The organism is Ferruginibacter yonginensis (assembly GCF_042651465.1).
GTDB lineage: Bacteria > Bacteroidota > Bacteroidia > Chitinophagales > Chitinophagaceae > Ferruginibacter > Ferruginibacter yonginensis.
This window is the reverse complement of the sequence record NZ_JBHSCZ010000002.1, coordinates 618,113-634,162: the sequence shown is the minus strand read 5'-3', so window position 1 is coordinate 634,162 and position 16,050 is coordinate 618,113. Positions and strand designations below refer to the sequence as shown.

The window sequence follows — 16,050 nt, the reverse complement described above, 5'->3', positions numbered from 1 at the left end:
TCATGCTGATTCAATTAAAAGATTTAAGTCCGGCTGATGTGCAAAATTATTTGCAACATAGCATTGCACCAAGGCCCATTTGCTTTGCATCAACTATTGATGCTGCCGGAAATGTAAACTTATCTCCCTTCAGTTTCTTCAATTTATTTTCATCGAACCCACCTATTGTTATTTTTTCACCTGCTCGTAGGGTTAGGGATAATACCACCAAACATACGCTTGAAAATGTGCAAGAAGTTGCAGAAGTGGTTATTAATATGGTGGATTATGATATGGTACAACAAATGTCATTATCAAGTTGCGAATTTCCGAAAGGCACCAACGAGTTTGTAAAAGCTGGTTTTACAGAACAGGCCGCCACTATGGTAAAACCACCAATGGTGCAAGAAAGTAAAATAAAATTGGAGTGTAAAGTAATTGAAGTAAAACCATTAGGTACAGAAGGTGGTGCAGGCAACCTAGTTATTTGCGAAGTACTTTGCATGCATATTGATGATAGTATTTTAGATGCCAATCTGAAAATAGACCAAACAAAATTAGCATTGGTGGCCCGTTTGGGGGGCGATTGGTATAGCAAGGTAGGTGTTAATAATTTATTTAAAGTAGCCAAACCAAATGTAAAATTAGGTATTGGTATTGATGCTTTACCTTCGGCAATACGCAACAGTTCAATACTTACTGGCAACCATTTGGGGCAGCTTGCAAATGTAGAAATATTACCTACTGTTGATGCTTCGTATGATAACGATGATCTAAAACAAATTGTACAATACTATAGCCTCAACCCTAACGACATGGAGGTTGAAATTCATAGATTAGCGGCTCGTTTTTTAAACAATAATGATGTAGCTGCTGCATGGCAAATATTATTACACAACGAAGTTGTATAAGATAATATGTAAATAAAAAAAGCTGCTGTATACAGTACAGCAGCTTTTTTATTATAGAAATGAGGCTTATCTATACGCTCCACCAAATACTTTCTTCAATAAATCGGTTGTTCGTGCTGCAAAATTGGTACGTATGTTTACTTCTTCTTTAGCTATTAAATTAAACAAAGCATCGGTTGCCTTTAGGGTTACATAATTAGTTAAATCAGGGTTTAACTTTTTTATGGTTGTAGGAAAATTATTGTACTTCATAATTAAATCACCATAGTATTTCGTTGCTTCTGTTTTTTGTAAAGAGGCTTCAATTACTGGCGTAAATGCAGCAATTAATTTTTGAGTAGTTTTTTCTCTAAAAAAGTGGGTAGCACTGGTATCACCATTTCGTATAAGGCCAATTGCATCAGCAATGGTCATACTCTTAATAGCATCTACAAAAATAGGCTTTGCATAACCTGCGGCATCTTCGGCACCACGGTTAATTTGTAAAATAGCTTTATCAACCAAACTATTAAAACCTAGGTTTCGTAACGTATTTTCAATTTTTTTAGCTTCAGGTGGTAATAATACTTTGTATAAGGCATCTTTAAAAAAACCATCGGTAGTGTTTAATTGTAAAACTGATTTTGTAATACCTTGTCCTAATGCTTCTTTAATACCTGCTGCAGCTTCTGTATTAGAAATACCCGTACCAATACCATTTGCACCAGCAGTGTTTACTACTTGCTGTAGGGTATCACATGAACTGAGGGTAATGCTGGTAATTAGTAATGTAAATATGTATTTCATGTTTAATTTTTGTGGTATAAAGCAAGTATGTAGCCATAAGCTACATATAAAATGTTAAATAGGTAACTTATACATTAGCGGCAACAATTTGGCATAAAAAGCCCACTAATAAACCTACATAAACGTCTTTTTGGGTATGGTCGCTTACCAATAATCTTGCAGTTGTTACTAAACCCGTAAGTAATAAAACGAGTGCAATGGGCCATGTCATTAACATCGTATTGCTATATGCAATTACGATAAATATGCCTAACCAACCACCCATGCCAATGGTATGCATGCTTATTTTAAAATAGATATTAGCAATTAAACCAGCACTTGCTGCTAAAAAAACACCTAATATAAAACTGGCCATAATGGGTGGATAAAATTCTTGTTTTTTAAAAACGGTATAGGCCCAAAAAAAGAAAATACCACAAGCCATATATGGTATAATTCTATCTTTTCTGGTACGTAAAAAAACAGAATCAATAAAACCAACTGCTTTTAATAACAAAACACTTATTAATGGAAATGCCACCAAGTTCACTATTGATATTAAAACGGTTTGCCACCTAGCCCTCTCATCAATACCACTAAAGTATGATGGATGAATAAACACCAAAAAAGTAATTACATAAATAGGCACAAAAATGGGGTGCAACACATACGAAATAAACTGTGCTGGCCATTGTAAAGCAGGATGCTGCTTTGGCTTGTTGGCATTAATATCGTCAATAATAAATGGTTGCATTTATAAAATTTTTCTGAGTCGAGCTACTGGTATATTGAGTTGCTCTCTATATTTTGCTACTGTTCTTCGTGCAATATTGTAACCTTTTTCTTGCAACATTTCTGTTAGCTTTTCATCACTGTAAGGGTGTTTTTTTGTTTCCTCACTAATTAAGTCGGTCAATATTTTTTTCACTTCTCTCGTACTTACTTCTTCGCCACTATCTGTTTGTAAACTTTCGCTAAAAAAGAATTTTAGGCGGTAGGTACCAAATTCAGTTTGTACAAATTTACTGTTGGCCACCCTACTCACGGTAGAAATATCAAGGTTGGTCATTTCAGCAATATCTTTCAAAATCATTGGTCGCAATGCTGTTTCATCACCAGTTAAAAAGAAATTATACTGGTAATTCATAATAGCTTCCATAGTATTTAACAACGTATTTTGACGTTGCTTAATGGCATCAATAAACCATTTAGCACTATCAATTTTTTGCTTTATAAACAACACTGCATCTTTTTGTCGTTTATCTTTTTTTGTACCTTTTTCATAATCCTTTAGCATATCTCTATAACCCTCACTAATACGAAGGTCAGGTGCATTTTTGCTATTAAGGGTAAGTTCTAATTTGCCTACATTGTTGGCTATAAAAAAATCGGGTATTACATAATTGGTATTTTTACCCGTATCGCCAGCAGTGCCGCCTGGCTTAGGGTTGAGCTTTACTATTTGGCTAATAATTTCTCTTAATTGTTCATCACTTAAATTAAGGGCACGTTGTATTTTTTCATAATGCTTTTTGGTAAACTCATCAAAATATTTTTCTAATACTTTAATAGCTGTATCAATAATTTTACCCTGATCTGTTTTACGTTTGAGTTGTAATAATAAACATTCTTGTAAATCACGAGCACCTACACCTGGTGGGTCAAATTGTTGAATTTGTAATAATAAAGCTTCGATTTCTTTTTCATCTGTATCAACGTTTTGCCTAAATGCTAAATCATCAATAATTGCGGAAATTTCTCTACGCAAATACCCATCATCATCTAAACTACCTACAATTTGTTCAGCCACTTTTAACTGATGATCGTTTAAGTTAAGCAAACCCAATTGTTGTAACATGAGCTCCATAAAGCTGGTTTCTACTTTATGAGGTATTACTTTGCTATCATCTAACTCAGGGTAATTTTCATCTCTTGTTTTATAATCGCCAATATCATCGTCGCCATCTTGCACATATTCGCTAATGTCAATGTTTTCATACTCATCTTCTGAGCCTTCCGTTTGGTAATCATCATCTTCATTAGCCTCTGTAAATTCATCTTTCTCAAACTCATCATCATGGCTATCTTCATCGGCCTGCTCAAGGGCAGGATTTTCTTCTAACTCTTCCTTTATACGTTCATCTAATATAGCAGTAGGCACCTGCAACAACTTCATTAATTGAATTTGCTGTGGCGATAATTTTTGTAATAATTTTTGCTGTAAGCTTTGGTGTAATGACATAATAATAATTCAAAAAAATAATCAGTTATTAACATTGTTTGGCAACCTATTACCAAAACAATGCCATGCCGAATTGGGTAAAAAAATACCACCAATGAGCACTATGCAAAACTATGTAAATTATATGGCATACGTTTTAATTGACCTTAGGTATGGGTTATAAAAGCCTAAAATTTAAAAATGATGTTTCATGCAATAAAGAGTTACGCTTGCATGTTATACAAAAAAAGTTTACTAAAATTTTACTAGCTTTCCATTATTAAGCATAAAACATGACCACAACTGACTGGATAGGCTTTTTAGGTGTTACCATATTATTAATAGCCTACTTTTTAAACTTAAAAAACATACTTCAAAAAGACGATTTTACTTACTTATTACTCAATGTTTTGGGTGCAAGTATTGCATGTGCTGCTTCTATTTTACTCAATTATTGGCCTTTTATTATTTTAGAAGCCTGCTGGACACTGGTGTCTATAATTGGGTTGCTCCAATATTTCACGAAGAATAGTAAAGCAAAAACAACTTGAGTTGGTTTTATAACTAAAAATTATTGACCCATTTCATAAAATATTAACTTTAGGTATAGCGTTATTGCTGTACACAAGTATTCAATATGAAGTTACTATATACTTTACTTTTTAGCACTTTGGGCCTTTTTTGCCAAGCGCAGGAAAAAATGGATGCAATGCGTATTGCAAAAATGGAGTTGCAGGCGCAACAACAACAAATGCAAAACTTTACCAATCGAACCAACGCATCAGATAATTTTGATGTAAAATATTATCGCTGTGAGTGGGAACTTAACCCAAGTGTACGTTATATTAAAGGTTGTGTAACTGTTTACTTTAAAACTACAAGCAACACCAATAATATCGTACTTGACCTTACAGCGCCAATGGGGGTCGATAGTATTAAACAACGGCAACAACTACTTAGCTTTTCGCAGCCTAATAATACAGTACAAGTAAATTTTGGTACAGCAATAAATACAAACACCATTGATTCAATAAGTATTTACTACCAAGGTATACCAGCTAATACAGGCTTTGGCTCATTTATACAATACACCCATGCAGGTATACCTATACTATGGAGTTTAAGTGAACCCTATGGCTCACGTGATTGGTGGCCTTGCAAAAATGGTATTAATGATAAAGCAGATTCTATTGATGTATTTATTACACACCCCAACCAGTATAAAGCCGCAAGCAACGGGTTATTACAAAGTGAAATAGCTGTAGCTGGCAACAAAATACGTACACATTGGAAACATCGTTACCCAATTGCAACATACCTCATTTGTATGGCTATAACCAATTATGCTACTTTCAGCAATACGGTACAGTTAGATGGTGTTAATTTGCCAATGTTAACCTATTGTTACCCTGAAGATTTGGCTAGTTTTCAAACCAATACACCCAAGGTTTTAGAAGCGATGAAGCTATTTCACCAAACATTTGGACCATACCCTTTTATAAACGAAAAATATGGACATGTGCAATTTGGTTGGGGCGGTGGCATGGAGCATCAAACCAATAGCTTTATTGTAATACCCGATGAAAATTTAATGGCACACGAACTGGGTCACCAATGGTTTGGTGATAAAATTACTTGTGCTAGCTGGGAAGATATTTGGTTGAACGAAGGCTTTGCTACTTACCTTGCTGCGTTTTACATGGAAAAACAATATCCTAGCCAAACATTGGCCAACAGAAAAAATATAATCGATGCCATTACTTCACAACCAGGTGGTTCCGTTAAAGTAAATGACACTACCAATTTATTTCGCATTTTTGATGGTAGGTTAAGCTATAGCAAAGGCAGTTGCTTATTAAATATGTTACAGTTTATTTTGGGCGATGCCGTATTTTTTAAAGCAATTAAACGTTACCAGCAAGATCCGGCATTACGCTACAGCAATGCCAGCACGGCTGATTTAAAAAGAAATTTAGAAGCAGAGAGTGGTAAAAATTTAACCTACTTTTTTGATCAATGGTATACAGGTGAAGGTTACCCAAGCTACACACTTAAATGGCGTAATGTAGGTAGCAGTGGGGTTAACATCAATATTACACAAACAACATCTCACCCTAGTGTCAATTTTTTTAAACTACCTATAGCTTTACAGTTTAAAAATGCTACCCAACAAAAAACTATCATTGTACAAAACGATTTCAATAATCAAAACTTTACAGAACAAATTGGGTTTATTGCCGATACGGTTTTAATTGATCCGCAATACTGGCTTATCACAAAAAATAACAGTACCCAAAAACTGCCAGCAAGTAATACAGGTGAAGGCATTGTAACGATTTACCCTAACCCTGTAAGCAACCCTTTCACTATTTATTTACACGATTTTAATGCAAATACAGCAAGCATTGGTATTTACAACCAATTAGCACAAACTGTTTACCAACAAAATGTAGCCTTAGTTAACGGTGCCGAATTTGTAAATGTGCCTACCCAACATTGGGCAAAAGGTTTATATATTGTTAAAGTAACCGTTGGTGGTAAAACCTATACCCAACAAGTATTACGATAAATAATATCTTTGAAAGGTATAACATTTACCCACACATTTTATGGCAAAAAAAGTGCGTCGATTAGGAAGAAATATTTTTCTATTCGTACTATTTATGGCGCTTGCATCATTAGCTGCTTTTTATTTGAGTGATTACTATTACGAGCCGCCTTTTAAACATTATAACAAATTTGGTATTGATTTACCTACACAATATAACATTCATGGTATTGATGTAAGTAGGCACCAAAACCGTATTTCGTGGGATGATGTGAAGGCCATGAAGGTAAACAACATTGGTATCAGTTTCGCATTTATGAAAGCGACAGAAGGTACTGATTTTGTTGATGAACAATTAAACAATAACATGCGTAACGCCAAAGAGGTAGGTATTACCAGAGGTGCTTATCATTTTTTTACTGGCTCAAAAAGTGGCAAAGCACAAGCCATTCATTTTTTAGAACATGTAAGTTTAAAAAAAGGCGACTTACCACCCGTGCTCGATGTTGAACAGGCTAATGGCGCTTCTGTAACAGATGTACAACAACGTGTAGCCGATTGGCTCTCCATTATTGAAAAAGTATACAAAGTAAAACCCATTATTTACAGTAATGTTGATTTTTATAAAACCTATTTAGCTGGCCGTTTTGATAGTTATCCGCTTTGGGTAGCCCACTATTTTGTAAAAGATAAACCACGTATCGACAGAAACTGGGTGTTTTGGCAACACAACGAAAATGGCTTGGTAAACGGCATTCGCAGTAAAGTTGATTTTAATGTATTTAATGGCGATAGTACCGCATTTTCGCAACTACTTATTCAGTAAGTTTGTGTTATGGGAATGGAAGATAATACGAAATTGTTTTTAGTAACGATTATGCAAACCGTATCGTTATTAATATTGTGGCTGTTGCTCAACATTTTATTTGGCTTGTATTTAAAGTATGGTTTGTTTGAAAACCAACCATCGGCCACCAACATTATTTACTACATCATTTTTATAACGGGTAGTATTTTTTTAATTCGTTACATAAAATCGAAATGGAAAAAAGTAGGGCTTTAACTGCTATGGTCTTGAATAATAAGCCATTGTCCGTTTATTTTTTTAAATAGTAAGGTAAAAGCACCTCCTACATCGCCAATAGTGCGCTTTAAATGCCACTTACCCACCACTGAATAATATTGTGCAGATAGTGGTTGTACCTTAATTATAGTAAACGATAATTCACCCATTGCAGCAGCGTTGGGGTAACCTGTTTTATAATTATTAAGGGTATTATTATAACCATAAGTTGGGCCATTTTTACCAATAAACATAAGTGAATCATTGTTCCAATATGCTTTCATAAATCCCTCTACGTTTCCACTATTCCAATCTTTTAGTTGTTGCTCCATTGTAGCAGCAATAATAGCTTCGGGTGATTTTTTTTGTGCCATTGTAGTTGTTACGAGCATACTACAACAAACTACTAAAAGAAAATACTTCATGGTATAATAATTTATATTGAAAGTAAGTAAAATAAAAGTGTGATAGCAAGTAATTATTGTAATGTACTAATGCGTATGGTGGGGTGAACTGCATTTGCTTTTGGTACATAACCTATAATTCATGTAATGAGCTACAATAATAAGTAACACCGCTGGCACTAAAAAATAGCCTTCATACGGTAAAAAAAACTGCTTGGTACATAAAATGATAAACCCAATAGTGAATACAATGACTGGCATCCAATTTTTATGATGGGTTTTAAAACCATGCAACAAAGCATATACGCCTATTGAAAAGGCTATCCCAATCATTATCCATTCAAAAACAATATTATGAATAATGTTTACACCGAATAAAGGCAAACTGGTAAGCAATAAAGGTAGTACCACACAATGTATAGCACATGCCAGTGAAGTAGCAATACCTAATCCGTCCCAATTAATTTTAAAATTCATGCAAATGCAAATATACAATTTTTGCAATAATGTTGCAATTGTTTTAACGTGTTAACGAAGTATTGCGTATTTCGGATGTACCTTTGCGTTGCAAATCGCAATTTTGTAAAGCAAAAGCGGTTTAGTAACGTTTAAATTTTTGATTATGAGGATCAGCAAGAAACTTCGATTTTACATCATCTTTTTTATAGTTTTACTTGGTGGCTTTTACTTTTTTATTATGAAGGATTATGATTTTGATGCTTCGCCTTTAAAAGTTATTAACCCAGCAGTGCCAGCTTTTAGTTTTGTAAACCAAAATGGTGATACAATTTCACAGAAAAATACAGATGATAAAGTGTATGTGGCTGAATATTTTTTTACTACTTGTAAAGGCATTTGCCCTAAAATGAATGCCAATATGCGAAGGGTGTACGATGCTTATAAAGATCGAAAAGATTTTTTAATTCTCTCACATACCTGTATGCCAGAAGTTGATAGTGTACCACTCTTAAAAGCATATGAACAAAAAATGATCAATGGTACGTTGGTAAAAAATGCCAATGGAGAGTATAGTATTAGCAATACAACTTCAGCTACAAATAATACCAACACCAATTGGTTTTTTGTAACTGGTAGTAAAGATTCGTTGTATAAAATGGCAAGAGTAGGTTATATTATTGATAACCAAAAGCCTGATAGTACACAAAACGTTGCCGATCAATTTATACATACCCAGTTTTTTGCATTGGTTGATAGGTATCGCCGTGTTAGAGGTATTTATGATGGTTTAAAAGAAGATGAAGTACAAAAACTTTTATACGACATTAAAGGGGTTTTAAAAGAAAAGGTTGACCATACCCGATTTATGTCGGGCTTTAGTAACGCTCCTAATTAATTATTTATGGCATCAAAAACACAACCAGATATTTTACGCCAATCGGGCCTCAGTGTTACGGAAAGTAGAAAAAAAATACTTGAACTATTTTTAGCATCAAACGGAGCACTAGCACATAGTGATATTGAAAAAAATACAGCAGCTGCTTTTGACAGGGTAACAGTTTACCGTACGCTACAAACCTTTGTTGAAAAAGGCATCATACATCAAATACCCACTACAGATAACTCTGTTTTATATGCTTTGTGCAAACACAATTGTGAACAAGGGCACCATCATGATGATCATGTACATTTTATATGTAGCACTTGCGATAAAACCATTTGCTTAGATGATGTAACGGTGCCCGAAGTTAAACTACCTATTAACTTCAGCAAAGCACAGGCGGCAATGGTTGTTACAGGTGTTTGTGGCGACTGTAAATAAAAAAGGCAACACCTAAGCATTGCCTTTTAGTAATATTGATGGTACTATTTATTCGTTGATGGTTACTTTAACCATTTTATCACCTGCTTTAATATCATCTAAAAAATCTAACCCGGCAGTTAGTTTTCCAAAGCAAGTATGCACACCATCTAAATGCTGGGTACCTTGCCTGTGGTGACAAATAAAAAATTGTGAACCACCCGTATTTTTACCCCTGTGTGCCATACTCATTACACCTCTATCGTGGTATTGCTTTTCGCCACCTGTTTCACATTGTATGCTGTAGCCAGGGCCACCAGCACCAGTACCATCCGGACAACCAGTTTGTACCATAAAATTTGGAATAACACGGTGAAAACTTAAGCCATCATAATACCCAGATGCAGCTAATTTTTTAAAGTTAGCTGCAGCAATAGGTGCCGCATCATCATATAACTCAAAAGTAAACGTTCCTTTATTGGTTTCAATTGTACCCGTTGTATTGCTCATTGTATTTGTTTTGAGTGCAAAATTAAGTGCTTTGCTTGGTTTTAAAAAAGGAGTTTGAGGGTTAACCTAAACATATAGGTAGGTAAAACAAATATCTACTTAGATTTGCCAATAAACACACCAACAATTATATGAACAAGAAAGCTGCCATGGGTTTCATCTTTTTAACAATTGTAATTGATGTAACTGGTTTAGGGCTCATTATACCTGTATTACCCAAACTTATTGAACAATTAATACATGGCAATGTGAGTGATGCTGCAAAGTATGGCGGTTGGCTTACTGCAACGTATGCGGTGATGCAATTTTTGTTTTCACCGGTATTGGGTGGCTTGAGTGATCAATTTGGTAGGCGCCCCATTTTATTATTTTCATTACTAGGTTTTGGGTTAGATTATTTGTTTTTATCATTTGCACCCACCATTGGTTGGTTATTTGTTGGCCGGGCTTTGGCAGGTATAACTGGCGCTAGTTTTACCACCGCTACTGCATATATAGCTGATATTAGTACAAACGAAAATCGTACACAAAATTTTGGGTTGGTTGGTGCAGCCTTCGGAATAGGTTTTATTGTAGGGCCCATTATTGGGGGGTTACTTGGTTCACTTGGGCCACGTATACCCTTTATGGTAGCCGCTGGCTTAAGCTTTTTAAACTGCTTGTATGGTTATTTTGTATTACCAGAATCGTTAAGTAAAGAAAACCGAAGGGCTTTTAATTTTAAAAGAGCCAATCCGCTCGGTTCATTATTACAATTAAAAAAATACCCAGCCTTGGGTGGTTTAATTATTTCATTTTTATTGATTTATTTGGCATCACATGCTGTACAAAGTAATTGGGGCTTTTTTGGTATTGAAAAATTTAAGTGGGATGAAAAAATGATTGGTATTTCTTTAGGTGCTGTGGGTTTATTAGTTGGGGTAGTACAAGGTGGTTTAATTAGAGTAATCAATCCAAAATTGGGTAATGAAAACAGTGTGTATGCTGGGCTACTTTTATACGCATTGGGTATGTTGTTATTTTCAATAGCATCACAAACTTGGATGATGTTTGCATTTTTAGTGCCTTACTGTTTGGGAGGTATTAGTCAACCTGCGTTACAATCCATTATTTCTGGTAATGTACCAGCTAACGAACAAGGCGAATTACAAGGTGCTTTAACCAGCTTAATTAGCTTAACCTCTATTTTTGGGCCGATGTTAATGACGGGTTTATTCTCCTACTTTACAGGTCCCAAAGCACCTTTTCACTATGCAGGTATTTCATTTGCGTTGGGAGCTGTATTAATGTTTGCAAGTGCGGTTGTAGCTTATATTACATTGAATAAGAGAAAGAAATTAGCAACACTTTAAATTGAAAGTTTGTAATGGAACAAGATTACATTAATATCAATAAAATGGCATGGAATTATAAAGTGGCTTCACATGTTGGATCAGCTTTTTATGATATGCCTGGTTTTTTAAATAACCCACAATCTTTAAATGACATTGAGTTAAGCATATTAGGTTCTGTTGAAAAATTAAATATTTTACACTTACAATGTCATTTTGGGCAAGATAGTATTTCATTGAGCAAACTAGGTGCAAATGTTACGGGTGTTGATTTTTCAGAGAAGGCCATTGAGCAAGCACAGTTATTAACACAACAATTGCAAACAAACACACAATTTATATGTAGTGATATTTATAATTTACCACAATATTTAAAGCAACAATTTGATATTGTTTTTACTAGCTATGGAACTATTGGATGGCTTCCTGATTTAGATAGATGGGCCAACATTATTCAATTCTATTTAAAACCAGGCGGCAGGTTTGTTATGGCAGATTTTCATCCTGTAATATGGATGTATGATGATCATTTTAAAGAAGTGACATATAACTATTTTAAAGATGCTCCTATAGAAGAAGTAATTAATGGTACTTATGCTGATAGAAATGCAGCCATTAGTACACGAACAATATCGTGGAACCACAGCATTAGTGAAATACTCAATAGCTTGTTGCAACAAGGTTTGCAATTAAAACAATTTAATGAATATGATTACTCTCCCTACAATTGTTTTAATGAAACTATAACGATTGCACCCAAAAAATATCAAATAAAACACTTTAATAATAAAATTCCGATGGTTTATGCAATTGAGGCTGTTAAACCTATTTGATGAGTTGCTGCACATCAGGGTCGGGCTCTAAGTTGGCCATTTGCCTTAATATATTTGCTGATCTAAAAGCAACAAACCTACTTACTGGCTTTACTGTAAAACGAACAGGGTTAGGCAATGCAGCAGCAATTTGTGCCGCTTCGCCTCTAGTTAAATTAATAGCATCTTTATTAAAATAGGCTTTGGATGCTGCTTGTATGCCGTAGATACCTTCACCCATTTCAGCAACGTTTAAATACATTTGTAGTATACGTTCTTTACTCCAAAAGGTTTCAATCATAAAAGTAAAATATACTTCTAGGCCTTTACGAAAAAAACCTCCACCTTGCCATAAAAAAACATTTTTAGCTACCTGCTGACTTATGGTACTTGCACCACGAATTTTATTGGGGTGCTTTTTATTGTACTTCATAGCCAGTTTAATTGATTTAATATCGAAACCATTGTGATCAGGAAACAGCTGATCTTCACCAGCCATCACTGCTAATTTTGCATTAGCACTCATTTCGTTATACGATACATAATCTCTTTTTAAACCTTGGCCTTTTACTAAACTAACCAACTGTGTTACTGTAAATGGAGGGTTCACCCAACGCAGTATGATGATGTACACAAACTGTGCAACAAATAACCACAATAATATTTTTTTGATGGTTTTAAACCAATGTCGCTTTTTAGTTTCTGCCATTTACTTTACAGATAAATTTATGTATTGTAGTTTGTATTTATTTTTACCAATAGTAATGCCTTTACTGGCTATTTTAGTAAATAAATAACCCACGGCCGTACCTCCCAAGCCAGCAAAAAACAAAGTGTTACTAAACTTTTCTTTATTGGTGAGGTACACTACACTACTACCGGCTGTGAGCAATAAACCACCACCAAATAATGAGGCGCCACTATTAAACAAATTAAATTTTTTATGTTCTTTACTAAAATACTTAATATCTCGGTAATGATATGCATACCTAAAACTACCAAGTGTGTCATTTATAAATGTACCAAAGTTGGTGATTAACTTCTGTACAACAAACTCTTGTAAAAAAATACTGTCATTTTTTATAGCAGTAATTACAGCATCTCTATATGCACCTGTTGTAGTAGTAAACTGAATGTTTGAGCCTTTAAAAAAACTTTGTATTTTTTTGCCCCCTTTTTTTAGCACCAAAAAATCAGTTGATTGTGCTAATAAAAAAGTTGTACATAAACATGCTAATATAAAAAGGCTACATTGTTTCATAGTTACTGTGGCTTGTATTTATTATACCACACACCAAAAATAAGGGCAATACCAAAAGCCAAAAACATAAGGCCAGATATTTTGTTAACTATAACAATATTTTTATCAGTTAATTTTTTACGCAACTTACCAGCAAGGTTTATCTTAAATATATCAGCACCTACATTCATGGCTAAGCAAATAGAAAATGTTACTAGTTTTTCATTAAACGTATTACTGATTGATTTTGTAGCGGCTGCAAGCCAAAGGGCAATAACGCCAGGGTTTAGTGTATTAATTAAAAACCCTGTAACAAATAATTTTGCATGGGTTGATTTACCAATTTTTACACCTTCATCTAAAGCTTGCTTGGAGTGGTATTTTTTAAAAAACAAATAAAATATACCCAATGCAACTAAAAAAATTCCTCCAGCTGTACCTATTTGTAATTTATAAACGGTTAAACTATCTAATAAACTACTGAACAAATTAGCCGTAACTACCCAAAGCAAATCACTTAACCAAACGCCAGATATAAAAAACAAAGCACTTGTAATTCCATAATTTATACGCAATTTAAGTATGGTAAAAATTACAGGACCAACGGAAAAAACCAACGCCATCCCTAATAATAAACCTGCAATAACGGCTTCTATCATTTGCTATTATTTGGCGTTAAAAAATTATGATTGGCTATTTAATTGTTGAAGGTATTGCTTCCAATCTTCTAACATGGTGCCTTTTAAAACCCTCGGAAATTTATGTTGGCCACCCAACTTACCTTTCGACTTCATAAAGTCCATAAAGTTTTTTTCTGATAAAACATTTACAGTAATTGCTTTTAACGCATGCTTACGTTCAACTTCATAATCATCGTTCAATAGCTTTAATTTTTCATCTAAACATTGAGCAAATTCAACGGGGTCAACTTTATCATCAGTAGCAATATACCATTCGTGTGCAAAAAAGTTACCATGCGGTACGCCTGCCACAGTAAATTCAGGCACATCAACATTTAACGCTTCACCCACCAATTCAATAGCATTATTCATATTATCAACACTCAAATGCTCACCTACTAAACTTAAAAAATGTTTGGTACGCCCTGTAATAATAATTTCACTTCGTTCTCTATCAATTAAACGTACGGTATCGCCAATAGCATAACGCCATGTGCCAGCGTTGGTGCTAATTAATATGGAGTAATCTTTATCTTCCTCAATTTCATGAATCATATACACCTCTGGGTTTTCAACCATATTACCATCGGCATCAAAATTTTTATCATCAAATGGCACAAATTCAAAAAAGATGTTGTTATTCAAGGCCAAATGCATCCCCCTAGTATCTTGCCTGGTTTGGTATGCCAAAAAACCTTCACTTGCCAAATAAGTTTCAATGTAGGTTATTGGCTTACCCAATAATTTTGAAAATCCTTTTTTATAGGGTTCCATAGCTACCCCACCATGTACATAAAATGCAAGGTTGGGCCACATTTCATGAATGTTATTAAGGTTATAACGTTCAATAATTTTTTCTAAACATATTTGCAACCATGCAGGTACACCCACTAAAAAACTAATATCCCAATTGGGTGCATTTTCAACTACTTCTTCTAACTTTTTTGACCAATCTTTTTCACGGGCAATTTTTTTACCGGGCTTATACAAACCCATACTTCTAAACCAAAAAGGAATATTTTTTTGTTGAATACCACTTAAATCACCTGCATAATAAGTAGCCCCTTTTTGCAATTGTGTACTGCCTCCAATAATGAGCCAACCCTTACCAATGGCGCTTTTAGGCACATTTTCGTACTTAGCCAAGCTAAGTAACTGCTTAAAACTGGTAATGGTATTACTTCTTATAAGCTCTTTGGTGATAGGTATATATTTACTAGCTGCTTCACTAGTTCCACTACTTAATGCAAAGTATTTTATAACGCCAGGCCAACAAACATCTGGTATACCTTCTAAAGTTTTATGCCACCACTCATTGTAAATTTTTGTGTAATTAAAAGTGGGTACGTTTTGTTGAAATTTTTTTCCGGGATGACGGCTTAGCAAAATTTCATCGAACTTATATAATTGTCCAAATTGGGTAAAACGAGCTGTTTTTAGCAACTTCTTTAAAACTTTAAGTTGCTGTTTTCTAACATCACTCACCGGCAGCTTTAATGCTTTTGCAATAGATGCAGGAAGTTTAATATCAAAAATGGCCATTATGAACAAATTGTTGTGGGCAACAAATATAAGTAATGGGTTTGATGTATAAAAGCCGTTAATATGTATGACTTTTAGTGTAAGATGTTAGTTATATAAAGAAAAAGCCTTATCTATCGTAGAAATACTACATCAATATAAAATCAATTACTACAACCATACATAATACGTAGTAGTAGATTTGATATATCCAATAAAACAAAAAATATCAAGATCTTAATCTCTTGAAAAACCACAAACTACATCACCCCTCATTGTAGGTCATCTTTTAAGATGGCCTATTTT

19 protein-coding genes are annotated in these 16,050 nt (G+C 34.3%); 9 read left to right on the top strand and 10 right to left on the bottom strand.

Going from position 1 to position 16,050, the window contains the following annotated elements; translation table 11 throughout:
- Positions 1-2: 2 nt before the first annotated feature.
- A complete protein-coding gene (locus tag ACFOWM_RS09990) occupies positions 3-890 on the top strand; it encodes a flavin reductase family protein (RefSeq protein WP_379709460.1) in 888 nt (295 codons plus the stop codon).
- 66 nt (positions 891-956) lie between these two features.
- Here the strand turns inward: ACFOWM_RS09990 and ACFOWM_RS09985 are convergent, their stop codons facing one another.
- The 3 genes from ACFOWM_RS09985 to rpoN form a co-directional block, all read right to left on the bottom strand.
- Positions 957-1,676 carry a DUF4197 domain-containing protein gene (locus ACFOWM_RS09985; RefSeq protein ID WP_379709458.1) on the bottom strand — a complete coding sequence of 240 codons (720 nt, stop codon included), beginning with the start codon at positions 1,674-1,676 and terminating at the stop codon, positions 957-959.
- A 67-nt stretch (positions 1,677-1,743) separates the two neighbouring features.
- Positions 1,744-2,409 carry a hypothetical protein gene (locus ACFOWM_RS09980; RefSeq protein ID WP_379709456.1) on the bottom strand — a complete coding sequence of 222 codons (666 nt, stop codon included), beginning with the start codon at positions 2,407-2,409 and terminating at the stop codon, positions 1,744-1,746.
- Positions 2,410-3,897: an RNA polymerase factor sigma-54 gene (rpoN, locus tag ACFOWM_RS09975; protein WP_379709454.1), complete on the bottom strand. Its 1,488-nt coding sequence runs from the start codon at positions 3,895-3,897 to the stop codon at positions 2,410-2,412.
- A gap of 272 nt (positions 3,898-4,169) precedes the next feature.
- Here rpoN and ACFOWM_RS09970 point away from each other — a divergent pair, with 272 nt between their 5' ends.
- The 4 genes from ACFOWM_RS09970 (at position 4,170) to ACFOWM_RS09955 (ending at position 7,487) form a co-directional block, all read left to right on the top strand.
- Positions 4,170-4,427, top strand: a complete 258-nt coding sequence (locus ACFOWM_RS09970) for a CBU_0592 family membrane protein (protein ID WP_379709452.1) — start codon at positions 4,170-4,172, stop codon at positions 4,425-4,427.
- 158 nt (positions 4,428-4,585) lie between these two features.
- Complete coding sequence (locus ACFOWM_RS09965; RefSeq protein WP_379709450.1) at positions 4,586-6,445, top strand: M1 family aminopeptidase; 1,860 nt, start codon at positions 4,586-4,588, stop codon at positions 6,443-6,445.
- Positions 6,446-6,485: 40 nt separating this feature from the next.
- Positions 6,486-7,250 carry a glycoside hydrolase family 25 protein gene (locus ACFOWM_RS09960; RefSeq protein ID WP_379709448.1) on the top strand — a complete coding sequence of 255 codons (765 nt, stop codon included), beginning with the start codon at positions 6,486-6,488 and terminating at the stop codon, positions 7,248-7,250.
- 15 nt (positions 7,251-7,265) lie between these two features.
- Positions 7,266-7,487: a hypothetical protein gene (locus ACFOWM_RS09955; protein ID WP_379709446.1), complete on the top strand. Its 222-nt coding sequence runs from the start codon at positions 7,266-7,268 to the stop codon at positions 7,485-7,487.
- On the opposite strand, the gene ACFOWM_RS09950 is transcribed toward ACFOWM_RS09955, so the two are convergent.
- Together ACFOWM_RS09950 and ACFOWM_RS09945 are read right to left on the bottom strand one after the other, a co-directional pair.
- The gene (locus ACFOWM_RS09950) at positions 7,484-7,912 is read right to left on the bottom strand and encodes a YybH family protein (protein WP_379709444.1); all 429 of its coding nucleotides are present in this window, start codon (positions 7,910-7,912) and stop codon (positions 7,484-7,486) included. The two genes, ACFOWM_RS09955 and ACFOWM_RS09950, sit on opposite strands and share 4 nt — an antisense overlap.
- A gap of 66 nt (positions 7,913-7,978) precedes the next feature.
- Positions 7,979-8,368 (bottom strand): MerC domain-containing protein, encoded by a 390-nt coding sequence (locus ACFOWM_RS09945; protein ID WP_379709442.1) that lies wholly within the window; start codon positions 8,366-8,368, stop codon positions 7,979-7,981.
- Between the two features lie 145 nt (positions 8,369-8,513).
- Here ACFOWM_RS09945 and ACFOWM_RS09940 point away from each other — a divergent pair, with 145 nt between their 5' ends.
- Both ACFOWM_RS09940 and ACFOWM_RS09935 read left to right on the top strand, forming a co-directional pair.
- A complete protein-coding gene (locus ACFOWM_RS09940; RefSeq protein ID WP_379709440.1) occupies positions 8,514-9,245 on the top strand; it encodes an SCO family protein in 732 nt (243 codons plus the stop codon).
- A 6-nt stretch (positions 9,246-9,251) separates the two neighbouring features.
- The gene (locus ACFOWM_RS09935) at positions 9,252-9,671 is read left to right on the top strand and encodes a Fur family transcriptional regulator (protein WP_379709437.1); all 420 of its coding nucleotides are present in this window, start codon (positions 9,252-9,254) and stop codon (positions 9,669-9,671) included.
- A 48-nt stretch (positions 9,672-9,719) separates the two neighbouring features.
- Here the strand turns inward: ACFOWM_RS09935 and ACFOWM_RS09930 are convergent, their stop codons facing one another.
- Positions 9,720-10,160, bottom strand: a complete 441-nt coding sequence (locus ACFOWM_RS09930) for a peptidylprolyl isomerase (RefSeq protein ID WP_379709434.1) — start codon at positions 10,158-10,160, stop codon at positions 9,720-9,722.
- A gap of 131 nt (positions 10,161-10,291) precedes the next feature.
- Between ACFOWM_RS09930 and ACFOWM_RS09925 the strand changes: the two genes are divergently transcribed.
- Together ACFOWM_RS09925 and ACFOWM_RS09920 are read left to right on the top strand one after the other, a co-directional pair.
- Positions 10,292-11,512 carry a TCR/Tet family MFS transporter gene (locus ACFOWM_RS09925; protein ID WP_379709431.1) on the top strand — a complete coding sequence of 407 codons (1,221 nt, stop codon included), beginning with the start codon at positions 10,292-10,294 and terminating at the stop codon, positions 11,510-11,512.
- 14 nt (positions 11,513-11,526) lie between these two features.
- The gene (locus tag ACFOWM_RS09920) at positions 11,527-12,324 is read left to right on the top strand and encodes a class I SAM-dependent methyltransferase (RefSeq protein WP_379709429.1); all 798 of its coding nucleotides are present in this window, start codon (positions 11,527-11,529) and stop codon (positions 12,322-12,324) included.
- Here the strand turns inward: ACFOWM_RS09920 and mtgA are convergent.
- From mtgA to ACFOWM_RS09900, 4 genes are read right to left on the bottom strand one after another with little or no spacing between them, the layout of a single operon-like run.
- The gene (gene mtgA, locus ACFOWM_RS09915; protein ID WP_379709427.1) at positions 12,317-13,012 is read right to left on the bottom strand and encodes a monofunctional biosynthetic peptidoglycan transglycosylase; all 696 of its coding nucleotides are present in this window, start codon (positions 13,010-13,012) and stop codon (positions 12,317-12,319) included. The genes ACFOWM_RS09920 and mtgA overlap by 8 nt on opposite strands.
- Entirely contained in the window at positions 13,013-13,564 is a 552-nt protein-coding gene (locus ACFOWM_RS09910) for a hypothetical protein (protein WP_379709424.1), read from the bottom strand.
- A gap of 2 nt (positions 13,565-13,566) precedes the next feature.
- The gene (locus ACFOWM_RS09905) at positions 13,567-14,202 is read right to left on the bottom strand and encodes a LysE family translocator (protein WP_379709421.1); all 636 of its coding nucleotides are present in this window, start codon (positions 14,200-14,202) and stop codon (positions 13,567-13,569) included.
- A gap of 24 nt (positions 14,203-14,226) precedes the next feature.
- Positions 14,227-15,765: a GH3 family domain-containing protein gene (locus ACFOWM_RS09900; RefSeq protein WP_379709419.1), complete on the bottom strand. Its 1,539-nt coding sequence runs from the start codon at positions 15,763-15,765 to the stop codon at positions 14,227-14,229.
- Positions 15,766-16,050 lie beyond the last annotated feature (285 nt).